Here is a 13,205-nt window from a genome sequence, read left to right on the forward strand (position 1 = left end):
ATGACCTCCTGGTCGGACGGGCGACGAGACGCCCCAGCCGTCGACCGGCGCGCGCCGCGCGCGATCGGTCGGCGGCGTTCTCGTGCTCCCAAGCCGACGTGGCGACGGCTGCTCGGTGTCGCGCTGTGGACGGTCGTGGTCATCTGCGGCGTGGCGTACGCGACGTCGCTGGCCGTCCCGCTGTGGTTCCAGGCGCACCAGCAGCGGATCCTCGTCGTGACGTCGGGCTCGATGGCGCCGAAGTTCGACGCGGGCGACGCCGTGGTGCTCCGGGCCATCTCCGACGAGTCGGACCTCAAGGTGGGCCAGGTCATCTCGTTCTGGCCCATGGGCTCCGACGAGCTGGTGACCCACCGGATCGTCGCCCTGCGCAAGCTGCCCGACCTCCGGCAGGACGCGGCGACCGGCCGGATGGTGCAGAAGGTCGGTCCCGACGGTGAGCGGCTGACCAAGTCGTACGTCGTGACCAAGGGCGACGCGAACGCGGAGGCCGACGTCAACGCGACGCCCATCGGCCGCATCCGCGGGGTCCAGCTCGCCGTCCACAAGGGCTGGGGCTGGGTGCTGCAGTGGGCGGGATCCGCGCAGGGACGCGCGGTGATGCTCGTGCCTCCGCTGCTCGCGCTCGCTACGCTCGAGCTGCTCGCGATGGGCGACGCCCGTCGGGCCCGGCGGGACCACCCGGCCTCCCGCCGGACGGACAGTGCGGACAGGAGGGTCGATGAGCTCCTCCTCGACTGAGCCCACCGCCCCCGACGTCCGGCGCCGCACCTTCCTGTCCGTGGACCGCAACGGCCTCGTGCGGCTCGCGGTCGCCGTCGCGTTCGCGGTCGCGGCGCTGGCGAGCCCCCTCGTCGGGTCGACGTCCGCGCAGCTCACCGACGACGCGGACGTCTCCCTCACGTTCGTCGTGACGCCCGCGGAGCCCTAGCCGCGGATCCCCCGGGCGGCGAGCAGCACCGCGTCGGGGTCGTAGACCATCGAGAGCGTCTGCAGGCGTCGCGCCACCGCGGGGGTCAGCACCCGCTGCGCCCACTGCGGACCGGCGCCGTCGGTGAAGTTGGGCAGGCCGCCCTCGCGGGTCCACGGCGCGAGCCCTTCGTGCACGCGAGCGGTGTCCTGCGTGACGACCTGCGCCACCTCCGGGACCATGACGCCGATCGTGAACAGCGAGAACGCCGCGTCCCGGTGCGGGAACGCGCTGGGCACCCCGCGGTCGTCGAGGACCTTGCCGCCCAGCTGGCGGACCTCCACCATCGCCTGCGCGCACGGCGCGTCCGGACCCACCAGCTCGAGCAGCCGGTCGGCGGCCTCCAGGGGGAACGCGTCGAGCAGGCTGTGGTGCTCGTGCAGCGGCATCGGGTCGGTGGGGTCGGTGTGCACGGCACCGAGCGCCGCGTACGGGATGACCTGCACGGTGTCGATCAGGGGTGCGGCGACGGAGCGGATCGCACGGACCATCTCCTCGCCGACGGCGGGGTCGCCCGTCCACGCGAACCGGACGCTCACGGACGTGACTCCGCGCAGCGGCTCCGGGACGAACGGCAGGTCGGGCAGGCGCATCACGGCGATCGACGTGGTGCCCTCCTCGGGCAGCACCTCGCACCACCGGCTCCACGTGCGGACCACGGCCGGGGCGTCGGCACCGGCGAACCAGAGGGCGCCCGCGTACAGCTCGGGCTGCTCGACCAGGTCGATCTCCACGGCGGTGACGATGCCGAGGGTCCCCTTGCCGCCGCGCAGGCCCCAGAACAGCTCCGGGTGGTGCGTGGCGGTGACCCGGCGGGCCACGCCGTCGCCGGTGACGACCTCGAAGGCGCGGACGGTGTCGGAGGCGAGCCCGTGCGAGCGGGCGACCGGGCCGAGCCCGCCACCCGTCAGGTAACCGACGACCCCGACGTCGGGCGACGAGCCGGCGAGCCCGGCCAGCCCGTACGGCGCGCACGCCTCGAGGACGGCTGCCCACCGCACCCCCGCACCGATGCGGGCCCAGCGCTCGTCCGGGTGCACCGTGAGCTCGTCGAGCGCGGCGGTGCTCACCAGGATCGAGTCGTGCATGGTCTCCGTCGCGCCGTGCCCGGTGCTCTGGACCGCGACCCGCAGGCCGGCCGAGGCCGCCACGCGCACCGTGCCGGTGACGTCCGCGGTGTCGCGGACGGGGACGACGGCGACGGGGCTGATCGCCTTGGTCAGGTTGCTGGTGCCGGTGAGCGCGGTGTACGCCTCGGTGCCCGGCAGGTGCACGGGTACGCCCGCGTCCGCGAGCGCCGCGACGGCGGCGGCGGTGGCGGGGCGGTAGTCCGCACCGGTCGAGGAGCTGAGGATGGTCATGGGGGCTTCCTTCGTCGTCCTGTCCTGCGCCGTCGTTCGGCGCACGGGCAGGAGGGGACGTCGGTCGTCCTGTCTGATACATCCCGGGATGTCCGGAGCTACCGGGGAGTACGTCCGGCTCAGCCCGGGGGCGTCGCCGGGAGCGTGATCGTGAACGTGGTGCCCTCGCCCAGCGTGCTGGTGATCGCGAGCGAGCCCCCGTGCGCGTCGACGACCGCCTTGGTGATCGACAGCCCCAGGCCGACCCCCGGGATGGCGCGCCGGGTCGCCGTCGAGGCCCGGAAGAACCGGGTGGTCAGCTGGGACAGCTCGTCGGGCGGGATGCCGATGCCGGTGTCCGCGACCACGATGTCCGCGCCGCCGGACGCCTGCGTGCCCCGGGGCGTGACCCCGACCCGGACCGTGCCGCCGGAGGGCGTGAACTTGATCGCGTTCGACACCAGGTTGTCGACGGCCTGTGCCAGGCGGACCGGGTCGGCGTCGATCGGCGTCGGGACGACCGTCCCCTCGAGGGTCACGCCCGCGGCGTCGGCCACGGGCGTGGCGGCCTCGATCGAGGCCCGCACGATGTCGGCGGCGTCGATGCGGCTCGGCGCGATCGAGAACCGTCCCGCGTCCACCTGGGCGCTGAGCAGCAGGTCGCCCACCAGCCGCAGCTGGCGGCGGGCGTTGCGCTCGATCACGGTCAGGTACTCGCGCTGCTCGTCCGACAGCGGGTCGGTGCCGTCCGTGAGCAGCTCGAGGTAGCCCAGCACGGAGGTCAGGGGCGTGCGGAGCTCGTGGCTCACCAGGCTGACGAACTCGTCCTGGAGGCGCGACGCCTCGCGCTCGGACGTGACGTCGGTGGCGACGACCACGTAGCCGGTGGTGGTGCCGTCCGCCTCGGAGCGCCGGGTCACCGCGAGCCGGACGGTCATGCGCTCGCCGTCCCGCGCGACGTAGGTCCAGTCGCGCACCTCGGGGCGGCCGGCCAGTGCGGGTGCGACGAGCGCGTCGACCAGGGCCTGGGGGTGGTCGACCGGCGAGTCGTCGGCGAACAGCAGCGTGCGGCGCGCCTCCAGCTCGTCCTTGTCGTGGAAGTCCGTCAGGCGCAGGCGCCCGACCACCTCGCCCTGCCCGTACCCGAGCAGCCTCTCGGCGCCGGCGTTGAACACCTCGACCAGCCCCGTGGCGTCCGTCGCGATGATCGCCTGCTCGGTCGCCGAGTCGATCACGGAGACCAGGGCGTCACGCGCGGCGCGACGCTGGTCGGCCACGCGGGCGAGCGACAGGGCGTCGGCGCGCGCGCGGTCCAGCAGCACCGCCTGGTCCATCTGCAGCGACAGCAGCGCCCGGCTGCGGGCGCGCAGCCGGGCCGTGATCTCGTGGACCGTGGCGGCCACGACCACGGCGACGAGCGTGACGAACAGGGTCCGGACGCCGGTGTCGACCGTGAGCTGCACGGTGTTGGTGAGCAGGACCGGGGAGAGGACGACCCCGGCCACCCCGAGCGCGGCCAGCACGATGCCGCGCCGGTCCCGCTGCGAGGCGAGGGTGATCACGGGGAAGAACACGAGCGTGGTGTACGCCGACCCCGGACCTCCGGTCCCGGTGCGCAGGAACGCCACGGCCAGCAGCTGGATCATCGGCAGGACGTCCTGCCGGCCCTCGGGCCACCGGCCCCACGGCAGGTACCGAGCCGCGATCAGCTGGCCCACGGTGAGCAGGGCGGCGATGACCACCTCGCGCTGGCTGGTCACGTTGACGCCCGGGATCAGCAGCGTGAGCAGCGCGATCAGGAACACGCCGACGAACGGCAGCTGACGCTCGACCACGCCGCCGTCGGGCCCGAGGTGGCGGGCGAGACGACGCAGGTAGCGCGACCCCATGGTGACCAGGTCGGTGCGCTCGTTCGACCAGAGCTCGGTCATCGTCGGCTCACGGGGTACCGCCCAGCGCCCGGGTCAGCGCGGCCTGGACCGCGTCACCGGAGAACGGCTTGGGCAGCCACGCCTCGACGTGCGGGTAGTCGTCGGCGTCGAGGACCGACGTCACGACCACGGGCAGGTCGGGGCGGCGGACCCGCAGCACCTCGATCAGCTCCCAGCCGCCCATGCCCGGCAGGCGCAGGTCTACGATCGCGACGTCGACCGAGTCCAGCTGCGGGTCCGCCAGCGCCTCCTCGGCGCTCTTGGCCGCCACGACGTCGTGGCCGAGCCGGCGCACGTGCCGCGTGATCAGGGCGAGCTCGTCGGGCTCGTCGTCGACCACCAGCACGCGGGGGCTCACGACACACCGCCGTGCAGCAGGAGGGCCACGGCCGTGACCGCCAGCGAGACCAGGACGGTCAGGACGAGCAGGCGTCGCTCCGCGCGCCGGTTGGACCGGATCTCGTCCTCGAGGGCGTCGCGCGACAGCGTCGCCCACCAGCGGGCGTCGTCGCCGGGGCCCGCCCGGTGCGAGCTCGTCATCCCATCACCCGTCCCGTCTTCTCCGTCTTGTCCCACACGGCGGTCGCACCCCGGGCCTGCTTGACGTACGCGTCCAGCGTGATCGCGCAGAGCACCGGACCGAAGCCCACCACGTAGAGCAGCGGTGTGGCGAGCCACCGCACCGCGGGGATTCGCTCGAGCACCTTGATCAGCCACGCCAGCGCCATGGCCAGCACCGACCACGAGTACAGGGTCAGCGTCCACACCATCCGGCCGGTCTCGGACATCTCGAGCCCGAGCAGGCCGGGCAGGCGCTCCTCCCAGAGGTTCGGGAACCACGCGGCGCTCATCACGACGAGCGCGCCGATCCCGGGGAACAGCAGACCCTGCAGCCAGGACCGGCGTGCGGTCTCCCGGTCGAGCAGGAGCGTCGCCACGGTGATGTACACGTAGGCGGTCACCGCCACCCACCAGAAGCCCTGGAACACCTGGGTCGCCGTCAGCTCCGCCACGAAGTAGAGACCGACCAGGCCGACGGCCGCGAACCCCATGGCCACGGGCAGCAGGTAGATGGCGAACCAGATCACCCCGAAGTCGAGGTTGCCCAGGTGGTGCTTGCGGGAGGGCCGGAACCAGACCCGCGAGAAGGTCCGGGTGATCTGCACGTTGCCGCGGGCCCAGCGCACCCGCTGCTTCCACAGCGCCGTGACCGTGTCGGGCTCCTCGGCGAGCACCACCGCCGCCGGCTCGAACACGACGCGGCGGCCGTTCAGCTGCGTGAGGAACGTGGTGTAGGTGTCCTCCGCCAGCGTGGAGGTGTCCACCTGCCCGCCGACCGCCTCGAGGTTCTCGCGCGAGTGCAGCTGGGCGCCGCCCGCGAGGCACGCCATGGCACCCATGACGTTCTGCGCCCGCCGCGCGGCGGCCTGCGCGGTCACGTACTCGTAGCCGATGAAGCGCGCGACGCTCCCCGGCCTGCCGCTGCCCTCGCGGATGAACGCCGTGACCGCCCCCACGTTCTCGTCGGCGAGGTGCCGGGCCATCCGGCGCAGCGAGTCCGGACGGTAGATGACGTCGGCGTCCATGATGAGCAGCGCCTCCATCCAGTCGTCCGACAGGGCGTACCGGATGCCGTGGTTGAGCGTGTGCGCCTTGCCCTGCCCGCCCTGCTCGCGGCGCAGGTGCACGATGCGGTCGTCGTACTGCGCGGCCTTGGCGCGGACCACGTCGGGGGTGTCGTCGGTGCTCGCGTCGTCGACGACGAACACCTTGAGCCGGTCCGGCGGGTACTGCAGGCTCATCAGCCGGTCCAGCGACGCCGCGAGCACGGCGCCCTCGTTCCAGGCGGGCACGATGACCACGACGCGCGGCAGGTGCGGGGCCGCGGCGCGCAGGTGGTTGCGGAACGCGTGCACCGGGACCAGGAGGTACTGGTACAGCCCCGCGAGCACCGGGATCGCGCCGATGCCCACGAGCGCCACGAAGAGCGCGACGAGGACGTCCCGACCGACGTCGTTCATCCGCGCACCCAGTCGTACACCCCGACGTCGGCGGCCTGGTGCGCGTCGGTGGACGCGACGAGCAGCACCCCGGCGGCCCGCAGCCGGTCCGTCACCCGCGGGCCGGGGCAGTGCCACTTCTCGTTGACCTCGACCGGGGTGCCGGTGGCGACCGCGGCGTCGGCCAGCGCGTCGAGGAGCTGGTCGGTGACGTCCTGCTCGGTCAGCCCGATCTTCGGCAGGACCGAGAACGGGTGCGCCAGCTGTGCGCGGCCCACCGCGTGCATCGCGCGGACCGTGGCGGTGACCAGCATCTCGACCACGTCGGCCGGGTCCAGGCCGGCCTCGATGCGCTCGCGGGTCGCGCGCGGGCTCCACGGGCCGTCGGGGCCGGGCACCTGGTGGTCGGCGAGCAGCACGCGGTCCGGTCCGCCGGGCGTGCCGAGCGCGGCGAGCACCTCCGGCGGCGCGTCGACCGTGCCCGACGCGTCGAGGATCTTCGCCTCGACACCGGTCAGGACGGTCAGGCCGTCGACCGTCGGGAGCGCACGGACCGCCGCCAGGAACTCCGGGACGTAGGTGGTGGACACGCGGACGTGGTCGACCATGCGGATCTCGCGCAGCCCCACGGCCTGCGCCGCCGCCAGGTTCTCGGCGGGCGTGCTCACCGCGTCGTCGGAGAACGTCGAGTGGACGTGGTGGTCGCCGGTCAGGAGGGACGTGCTCAGCGTCATGGTGCGGGCAGGACGTCGGCGATCGGGAGGAAGACGTCCTCCAGGTAGCGCACGTTCGCGATCTCCTGGAAGTCGACGTGGTCCGGCACGGGCCGGCCGAGCACCGCGTCGAGCGTGAGCGACGGCATGTCCACGCCCGCCGCGATCGTCAGCGGCATCGCGCCCGGGAACCGGGGGTTCACCTCGAGCAGGGCCGGCCGGCCGTCGGCGTCGCGCTTGAGCTGGACGTTGGCGACCGTCGTCAGCCCGATCGCGCGCGCCACGGCCGACGCGGTCTCGATGAGCTCGTCGTCGTGCACGGTCACGCCCGCCACGGCGACGCCGGAGTCCACGCGCAGGCGGGCGCGGGGCACCGCGGCGATCACCCGCCCGTCCAGCCCGGCCAGGACGTCCACCGAGTACTCGTCGCCGGGCAGGAGCTCCTGGACCAGCAGGTCCTCGTCGGCGTCGTGCACCGCGTCGAGCTCGGCCTGCGTGCCGACCAGCCGGACCCCGCGCGAGCCCGCACCGCGGCGGGGCTTGACGATGACCGGGAAGTCCCAGCCGGAGACCGCCTGCGGGGTGCCCAGCAGCTCGGTGCGCGGCACCCGGACGGTCCGCGCGCACGCCGCCGCGAGCGCCAGCTTGTCCAGGCAGGTCTCGAGCGTCTGCAGCGCGGGCGAGGCGAGGACCGTGCCGTCGGCCAGCAGCTCGTCGCGGGCGGCGGCGAGCTTGGGCAGCTCGACGTCCACCGTCGGGAAGAGGACGTCGACGCGCTCGTCGCGGCAGATCCCGCGCACGACGTCGACGAAGTCGTCGGCCCGCCCGGCGGGCACCAGGTACCGCGACCCGGCGTCCACCAGGTACAGCGCGCTGGCCCAGCGGTCCATGTCGGCGGCGATCACCTCGACGTCGCCGCGGCGCAGCAGCGACCGGATGACCGCGACCCCTGCGGGGCCCCCGGCACCCGTGACCAGGACCCTCATGCGTGACCTCCGTGCTCGTCGACGACCTCGGACACGGGGGCAGCCACCACACCGGCGGCCCTCGCCTTGTTGCTCAGCATGGCGGCGGCGCGCACCGTCTCCAGCGGCTCCGCGTACTGGCCGCCGCCGAAGCGCGACCAGTAGCGGGCGGTCGCGCGCACGAGGTCGGGGTCCATGTAGTCGCGGTGCGACTGCGACTCGAAGGCCGCGAGCATCTGGAGCTTCGCCTCGAGGAACCCGTCGACCGGCACGAAGCGGGTGGGCCGGAAGTCGATCGTCGACGACGGGCTCTGGAAGCACGCCAGGGACGGGACCCGGCGGGCGGCGACGTCGACGGCCTGCCGGACGGCGCGGTGGTCCTGGTGGCGGTCGTGCTCGCTGTGCGTGTAGACGACGCTCGGCTCGACCTCGCGGATGAGCTCCTCGATCGTCGTGATCAAGCCGCCCGCGGGGTCGAGCCGCGTGTCCTCGAAGTCGTGCAGGTAGAGCCGGGCCCCGATGATGCCGGCGGCGGCGAGCGCCTCGTGCCGGCGGAGCTGGACCTCTCCCCCGATGGCCCCGCTGGACAGCGTGAGGATGACGACGGTGTCCCCGGCCGCGCGGTGCGACGCCAGCGTGGCGCCGACGCCGATCTCGACGTCGTCGGGGTGCGCCCCCACCGCCAGCACCGTCTCGGTGGCACCGTCGGCGGCGCGCTTGGCGCGGCCCTCGACCGCGAGCGCGGTGATCCGCTCCAGCAGGGTCGCGGCGGCGACGGGCTTGACCAGGAACTCGTCGGCGTCGCGCCGCAGCGCCTCGACCGCGTAGTCCACGCTGGCGAACGCCGTCATGACCGCCACGGGTGTGCCGGCCGCCCGGGAGCGCAGCTCCCCCAGCAGGTCGAGCCCGCTCATCCCCGGCATCTGGATGTCCGTCAGCACGACGTCGAAGCTGCTCGCCGCGACCTCCGCCAGCGCGGACATCGGCTCGTGGACCACGGTCACGTCCATGCCGCCGCGGCGTTCCAGCACCGTGCGCACGTACTGCGCGGTGTCGGCGTCGTCCTCGACGACCAGCACCCTGATCTGCTCAGTCACCCCGAGTCGCCCTCCCCAGCCGGCCGGTGTGCGCCCCACGCTATAGGTCGCCCCGGGCTACGGCCCACCGGGGCTCGCGGGCCCCCGGTGCGATCCGGACCTGGACAGGCGCCCGGGTCGAGGTCCGGGGAATAGGTCGCGGGAGTGCCCTGTTGAGCGGCAAGTACATGCAAACGCATGAACCTTCTTCACTGAGCGAGGCGCGAGATGCAGTTCGGGATCTTCACCGTCGGCGACGTCACCACCGATCCGACCACCGGCCGGACGCCGGACGACACGGAGCGCGTGCGCGCGATGCTGACCATCGCCCAGCACGCCGACCAGGCGGGCCTGGACGTCTTCGCCACCGGCGAGCACCACAACCCGCCGTTCGTCCCCTCGTCGCCCACCACGATGCTCGGCTACCTCGCGGGCACGACGAAGAACATCATCCTGTCGACCGCGACGACCCTGATCACCACCAACGACCCGGTGCGCCTGGCCGAGGAGTACGCGATGCTCCAGGTCATCTCCGACGGTCGGATGGACCTCATGATGGGCCGCGGCAACACCGGCCCCGTCTACCCGTGGTTCGGCCAGGACATCCGTCAGGGCATCCCGCTGGCCATCGAGAACTACGCGCTGCTGCGTCGCCTCTGGGAGGAGGACGTCGTGGACTGGCAGGGCAAGTTCCGCACCCCGCTGCAGGGCTTCACCTCGACGCCGCGCCCGCTCGACGGCGTGCCGCCGTTCGTGTGGCACGGCTCGATCCGCAGCCCCGAGATCGCCGAGCAGGCCGCCTACTACGGTGACGGCTTCCTGCACAACGCGATCTTCTGGCCGCTGGAGCACGCTGCGCAGATGGTGAAGTTCTACCGCGAGCGCTACGAGCACTACGGGCACGGGCAGGCGGACCAGGCGATCGTCGGGCTCGGCGGGCAGGTGTTCATGTCCAAGAACTCGCAGGACGCCGTGAAGCAGTTCCGGCCGTACTTCGACGACGCGCCCGTCTACGGGCACGGACCGTCGCTGGAGGACTTCATGCGCGACACCCCGCTGACCGTGGGCAGCCCGCAGCAGGTCATCGACCGCTACGGGAAGTTCCGCGACCAGGTGGGCCACTACCAGCGCCAGATGTTCCTCATGGACCACGCGGGACTGCCGCTGAAGACCGTGCTGGAGCAGATCGACATCCTCGCGACCGAGGTGGTCCCGGTGCTGCGCGCCGAGGCGGAGTCCGCCCGTCCCGCGCACGTGCCGGCGAACCCGCCGTCGCACGCGCAGCGGGTGGCGGCGGCGCAGGCCGCGGGTACCGTCCATGAGCAGGTCGTCGCGCAGGACACCTACACCGGCCTCCGGGCCGAAGACTCGATCTCGTCATGATGCTGGGGAAAGGGACCTCGATGAGCGACCGCTCGATCGTCGTCATCTCGGCGGGGCTGTCCCAGCCCTCGTCGACGCGTCTGCTGGCCGACCGCCTCGCCGACGCAGCAGTCACCGAGCTCGCCGCCCGCGGCATCACCGCGCAGGTCGAGCACGTCGAGCTGCGCGACGTCGCCCACGAGGTGGTCAACATGACCCTCTCCGGCTTCGCCTCCGGCGCGCTGAAGGACGTCCTGGAGAAGGTCGCCGCGGCCGACGGCGTCATTGCCGTCACGCCGATCTTCTCCGCGTCGTACTCGGGGCTGTTCAAGTCGTTTGTCGACATCCTCGACAAGGACGCGCTCGTCGGGCGGCCCGTGCTCGTCGGCGCGACCGGTGGTACCGGCCGGCACTCGCTGGCGCTCGAGTACGCGCTGCGACCGCTGTTCGCGTACCTGCGGGCCGACGTCGCCGGGACGGCCGTGTTCGCGGCCACCGACGACTGGGCCGACGGTGGCGGCGACGACGTCAACCCGCTCCCGAACCGCATCCGGCGCGCCGGGCGCGAGCTGGCCGAGATGGTGGCCGACCGGGAGCCGTCCGCGCCCGTCGGCCTCTACGACGCGGTGCCGTCGTTCGAGCAGCTGCTCGGCGGCGCCTGACCTCCTGCACACGACGACGGCCCGACGCGATCAGCGTCGGGCCGTCGTCATCCGTCTGCGCGACGACGGCGAGGACCTCGGAGGGGGAAGGGTCCTCGCCGTCGTCGTCGGAGGCCCGAGCGGGCCGGTCGTGCCCCGGCGTGCGCTCGGGCGGCTGGGGCGTGCGGTGCCTACTGCTGCGGGCCGAGCGTGAACATCGTGCCGTCGGGAGCGGGCTCGACGTCCAGGCGCTGGTCCGCCAGGGTCACGGAGGCCTCCGGGTCCACGTACACGCGGGTCGAGCCGTCGGTCACGACGTCGTCGCCCGGGAACGGCTCCGGGACGAGCGCGAGCTCGAAGCCGCCCGCCTCCTGCTGCGCGATGCGCAGGCCCCCGGTCTCGTCGGGAAGGCCGGCCTTCGTGGTGAGCGTGTGGACAGCGGTACGGGCGGTGTCGGTCAGGGTGAGCACGGGTGCTCTCCTCTCGGTTGCCGGTGGTGCCACCCTCGCGGGCGGCTCGATCGGACGTCTCCACCGTGCGCAGCCCCGGCCAGCCGATGCAACTCGGCGTCCGCTGGGCAAGACCGTGGCTGTCCAGACGCCCGTCAGGGTCGCCGTACCGGTGCGCTCCCCCTACCCTGCGCACTACCGTCGAAGGCATGCCGATCCCGCTCCGGGTCGCACGGTTCAACCGCCGGGTGACCAACCCGCTGCTGGGGACCCTCTCCGACCACGTCTGGCCGATGGCGACCCTGCACCACGTCGGGCGCAGCAGCGGACGCCGGTACCGGACGCCGGTCTTCGCGTTCACCACCCGGCGAGGCGTCGTGATCGCGCTGACCTACGGCCCCCAGGTCCAGTGGCTGCGCAACCTCGAGGCCGCGGACGGTGCGCGGATGGTGCGACGAGGACGCGTGCTGACCCTGAGCGCACCGGTCCGGCTGCACGGGGACGACGGGGCGCGGCTGGTGCCCGCGGTGATCCGCGCCGGCCTGCGGCTCATGCGCGTCGACGAGTTCGTCGAGGTCGCCGCGACGCCTCACCCCTAGGAGGAGACATGGTCCGTGACGGGTACCCCGCAGGCAGCGTCGACGAGTACCTCGACGCCGTCCCGCCAGAGCAGGGCGCCGCGCTGCGGCTCGTGCGCGACCGGCTGCTCGAGGTCGTCCCCGACGCCGAACAGGTCATCTCGTACCAGGTGCCGACCCTCCGGTACCGCGGGACCGGCCTGGTCGCGCTGTCGGTCGCGACGACGCACTGCAGCCTGCACCTCATGAGCCCGCCGCTTGCCACGGCCCTGGCCGGGGTGCTCGGCGAGGGCAAGCTGTCGGGGGCCACCCTGCAGTTCGACGCCGGCGCACCGCTGAGCGTCGAGACCGTGCGGCTGATCGCCGAGCGACGCATGGCGGAGGTCGACGCGCGGCTGGGCTGACGGTCCTCGTGCCGGCGGCGGTCAGCGCCCCGACGGCGAGAAGTGCTGGTAGTCCACCGGCGAGTCCCAGTCGCCGCCCCAGAGCCAGCCGGCGGCGGCGAACGCGCGGACCACCTCGTCGCCGGCGTGGATCACGCCCGGGCTGTCGGGGCGGCTCACGAACTCACGCCCCGCCCGTGGACCCACCGACGAGCCCGACACGTACGGGTTCTCCACCGGGTTGACGTCGATCGCGCGTCCGTAGGCGTGCTCGGACCAGCCCGTGCCGCCCGTGATCGCCCGGCAGTTGAACGCCGAGGTGTTGTCCGCGTCCATCGAGGCGTCGTCGCTGGCTCCGAAGTCGTCGACCAGCCGCATGGACCGGACCGGGTAGCCGGCCTCGAACAGCGCGCGGAACACCGTGACCATGGCCTCCGCCGCGTCGGCGTGCACCACCAGCTCGCCCTGCACCTTCTCGCCCGCGAAGTCGCGATGCGTGACGGTCACGTAGCGGAGGTCCTCGAGCGGGACCGGGCAGCCCGGGCGCCACGACCGATCCATGCGGGCGGCGAGCTCGGGCGTGATCTCCGAGACGGTCGACGTGAAGTCCGGTGGTGGCAGGGCGACCACCGGCGGGTCCGGGACGTCCGGCACCGGCGGAGCCGTGACCGGCGCCGCGCTGGGGGTCGCCGTCGGCGCGACGGTCGGGGTCCGGCTCGCCTGCGACGACGCGCAGCCCGCGCACAGCAGCGCGACCACCAGCACGACGATGCCCGACCGACTCCTCATGCCGTCCA

16 protein-coding genes are annotated in these 13,205 nt (G+C 73.2%); 6 read left to right on the plus strand and 10 right to left on the minus strand.

Going from position 1 to position 13,205, the window contains the following annotated elements; genetic code table 11:
* Together CXY01_RS03255 and CXY01_RS03260 are read left to right on the plus strand one after the other, a co-directional pair.
* Positions 1 to 741, plus strand: coding sequence for a signal peptidase I (locus CXY01_RS03255; protein ID WP_246124999.1), 741 nt, complete (start codon positions 1 to 3; stop codon positions 739 to 741).
* The gene (locus CXY01_RS03260; protein ID WP_146925639.1) at positions 722 to 931 is read left to right on the plus strand and encodes a hypothetical protein; all 210 of its coding nucleotides are present in this window, start codon (positions 722 to 724) and stop codon (positions 929 to 931) included. Before CXY01_RS03255 ends, CXY01_RS03260 begins: the two co-directional genes overlap by 20 nt.
* Here CXY01_RS03260 and CXY01_RS03265 read toward each other — a convergent pair.
* The 8 genes from CXY01_RS03265 to CXY01_RS03300 all read right to left on the minus strand — a co-directional run bounded on the left by CXY01_RS03265 (position 928) and on the right by CXY01_RS03300 (position 9,016).
* Positions 928 to 2,331 (minus strand): FAD-binding oxidoreductase, encoded by a 1,404-nt coding sequence (locus CXY01_RS03265; protein WP_146925640.1) that lies wholly within the window; start codon positions 2,329 to 2,331, stop codon positions 928 to 930. The two genes, CXY01_RS03260 and CXY01_RS03265, sit on opposite strands and share 4 nt — an antisense overlap.
* Before the next feature lie 119 nt (positions 2,332 to 2,450).
* Entirely contained in the window at positions 2,451 to 4,241 is a 1,791-nt protein-coding gene (locus tag CXY01_RS03270) for a sensor histidine kinase (RefSeq protein WP_146925641.1), read from the minus strand.
* Between the two features lie 7 nt (positions 4,242 to 4,248).
* Positions 4,249 to 4,599, minus strand: coding sequence for a response regulator (locus CXY01_RS03275; RefSeq protein WP_146925642.1), 351 nt, complete (start codon positions 4,597 to 4,599; stop codon positions 4,249 to 4,251).
* Entirely contained in the window at positions 4,596 to 4,781 is a 186-nt protein-coding gene (locus CXY01_RS03280; RefSeq protein ID WP_146925643.1) for a hypothetical protein, read from the minus strand. The genes CXY01_RS03275 and CXY01_RS03280 overlap by 4 nt, the downstream gene beginning before the upstream one ends.
* Complete coding sequence (locus tag CXY01_RS03285) at positions 4,778 to 6,262, minus strand: glycosyltransferase family 2 protein (RefSeq protein ID WP_146925644.1); 1,485 nt, start codon at positions 6,260 to 6,262, stop codon at positions 4,778 to 4,780. The genes CXY01_RS03280 and CXY01_RS03285 overlap by 4 nt, the downstream gene beginning before the upstream one ends.
* Positions 6,259 to 6,975: a PHP domain-containing protein gene (locus CXY01_RS03290; RefSeq protein WP_146925645.1), complete on the minus strand. Its 717-nt coding sequence runs from the start codon at positions 6,973 to 6,975 to the stop codon at positions 6,259 to 6,261. The genes CXY01_RS03285 and CXY01_RS03290 overlap by 4 nt, the downstream gene beginning before the upstream one ends.
* Positions 6,972 to 7,940 carry an ATP-grasp domain-containing protein gene (locus CXY01_RS03295; protein ID WP_146925646.1) on the minus strand — a complete coding sequence of 323 codons (969 nt, stop codon included), beginning with the start codon at positions 7,938 to 7,940 and terminating at the stop codon, positions 6,972 to 6,974. Before CXY01_RS03295 ends, CXY01_RS03290 begins: the two co-directional genes overlap by 4 nt.
* The gene (locus CXY01_RS03300) at positions 7,937 to 9,016 is read right to left on the minus strand and encodes a response regulator (protein WP_146925647.1); all 1,080 of its coding nucleotides are present in this window, start codon (positions 9,014 to 9,016) and stop codon (positions 7,937 to 7,939) included. The genes CXY01_RS03295 and CXY01_RS03300 overlap by 4 nt, the downstream gene beginning before the upstream one ends.
* 207 nt (positions 9,017 to 9,223) lie before the next feature.
* On the opposite strand from CXY01_RS03300, the gene CXY01_RS03305 reads away from it, so the two are divergent.
* The gene (locus tag CXY01_RS03305; protein ID WP_146925648.1) at positions 9,224 to 10,378 is read left to right on the plus strand and encodes an LLM class flavin-dependent oxidoreductase; all 1,155 of its coding nucleotides are present in this window, start codon (positions 9,224 to 9,226) and stop codon (positions 10,376 to 10,378) included.
* Positions 10,379 to 10,398: 20 nt separating this feature from the next.
* Complete coding sequence (locus CXY01_RS03310) at positions 10,399 to 11,019, plus strand: CE1759 family FMN reductase (protein ID WP_146925649.1); 621 nt, start codon at positions 10,399 to 10,401, stop codon at positions 11,017 to 11,019.
* Between the two features lie 170 nt (positions 11,020 to 11,189).
* On the opposite strand, the gene CXY01_RS03315 is transcribed toward CXY01_RS03310, so the two are convergent.
* A complete protein-coding gene (locus tag CXY01_RS03315) occupies positions 11,190 to 11,468 on the minus strand; it encodes an adhesin (protein ID WP_146925650.1) in 279 nt (92 codons plus the stop codon).
* Positions 11,469 to 11,656: 188 nt separating this feature from the next.
* Between CXY01_RS03315 and CXY01_RS03320 the strand changes: the two genes are divergently transcribed.
* Positions 11,657 to 12,046 (plus strand): nitroreductase family deazaflavin-dependent oxidoreductase, encoded by a 390-nt coding sequence (locus tag CXY01_RS03320; RefSeq protein WP_186813280.1) that lies wholly within the window; start codon positions 11,657 to 11,659, stop codon positions 12,044 to 12,046.
* An 8-nt stretch (positions 12,047 to 12,054) separates the two neighbouring features.
* Entirely contained in the window at positions 12,055 to 12,429 is a 375-nt protein-coding gene (locus CXY01_RS03325; protein WP_146925652.1) for an iron chaperone, read from the plus strand.
* 21 nt (positions 12,430 to 12,450) lie between these two features.
* On the opposite strand, the gene CXY01_RS03330 is transcribed toward CXY01_RS03325, so the two are convergent.
* Positions 12,451 to 13,197, minus strand: a complete 747-nt coding sequence (locus tag CXY01_RS03330; protein ID WP_146925653.1) for a M15 family metallopeptidase — start codon at positions 13,195 to 13,197, stop codon at positions 12,451 to 12,453.
* Positions 13,198 to 13,205: the final 8 nt, after the last annotated feature.

It is taken from the genome of Cellulomonas xylanilytica, assembly GCF_007989805.1.
GTDB classification, from domain to species: domain Bacteria; phylum Actinomycetota; class Actinomycetes; order Actinomycetales; family Cellulomonadaceae; genus Cellulomonas; species Cellulomonas xylanilytica.

Bases quoted from the DNA above. Each gene is read 5' to 3' on its own strand.
- CXY01_RS03255 (WP_246124999.1), top strand. From the start codon at position 1: ATGACCTCCTGGTCGGACGGGCGACGAGACGCCCCAGCCGTCGACCGG.
- CXY01_RS03260 (WP_146925639.1), top strand. From the start codon at position 722: ATGAGCTCCTCCTCGACTGAGCCCACCGCCCCCGACGTCCGGCGCCGC.
- CXY01_RS03265 (WP_146925640.1), bottom strand. From the start codon at position 2,331: ATGACCATCCTCAGCTCCTCGACCGGTGCGGACTACCGCCCCGCCACC.
- CXY01_RS03270 (WP_146925641.1), bottom strand. From the start codon at position 4,241: ATGACCGAGCTCTGGTCGAACGAGCGCACCGACCTGGTCACCATGGGG.
- CXY01_RS03280 (WP_146925643.1), bottom strand. From the start codon at position 4,781: ATGACGAGCTCGCACCGGGCGGGCCCCGGCGACGACGCCCGCTGGTGG.
- CXY01_RS03285 (WP_146925644.1), bottom strand. From the start codon at position 6,262: ATGAACGACGTCGGTCGGGACGTCCTCGTCGCGCTCTTCGTGGCGCTC.
- CXY01_RS03290 (WP_146925645.1), bottom strand. From the start codon at position 6,975: ATGACGCTGAGCACGTCCCTCCTGACCGGCGACCACCACGTCCACTCG.
- CXY01_RS03295 (WP_146925646.1), bottom strand. From the start codon at position 7,940: ATGAGGGTCCTGGTCACGGGTGCCGGGGGCCCCGCAGGGGTCGCGGTC.
- CXY01_RS03305 (WP_146925648.1), top strand. From the start codon at position 9,224: ATGCAGTTCGGGATCTTCACCGTCGGCGACGTCACCACCGATCCGACC.
- CXY01_RS03310 (WP_146925649.1), top strand. From the start codon at position 10,399: ATGAGCGACCGCTCGATCGTCGTCATCTCGGCGGGGCTGTCCCAGCCC.
- CXY01_RS03320 (WP_186813280.1), top strand. From the start codon at position 11,657: ATGCCGATCCCGCTCCGGGTCGCACGGTTCAACCGCCGGGTGACCAAC.
- CXY01_RS03325 (WP_146925652.1), top strand. From the start codon at position 12,055: ATGGTCCGTGACGGGTACCCCGCAGGCAGCGTCGACGAGTACCTCGAC.
- CXY01_RS03330 (WP_146925653.1), bottom strand. From the start codon at position 13,197: ATGAGGAGTCGGTCGGGCATCGTCGTGCTGGTGGTCGCGCTGCTGTGC.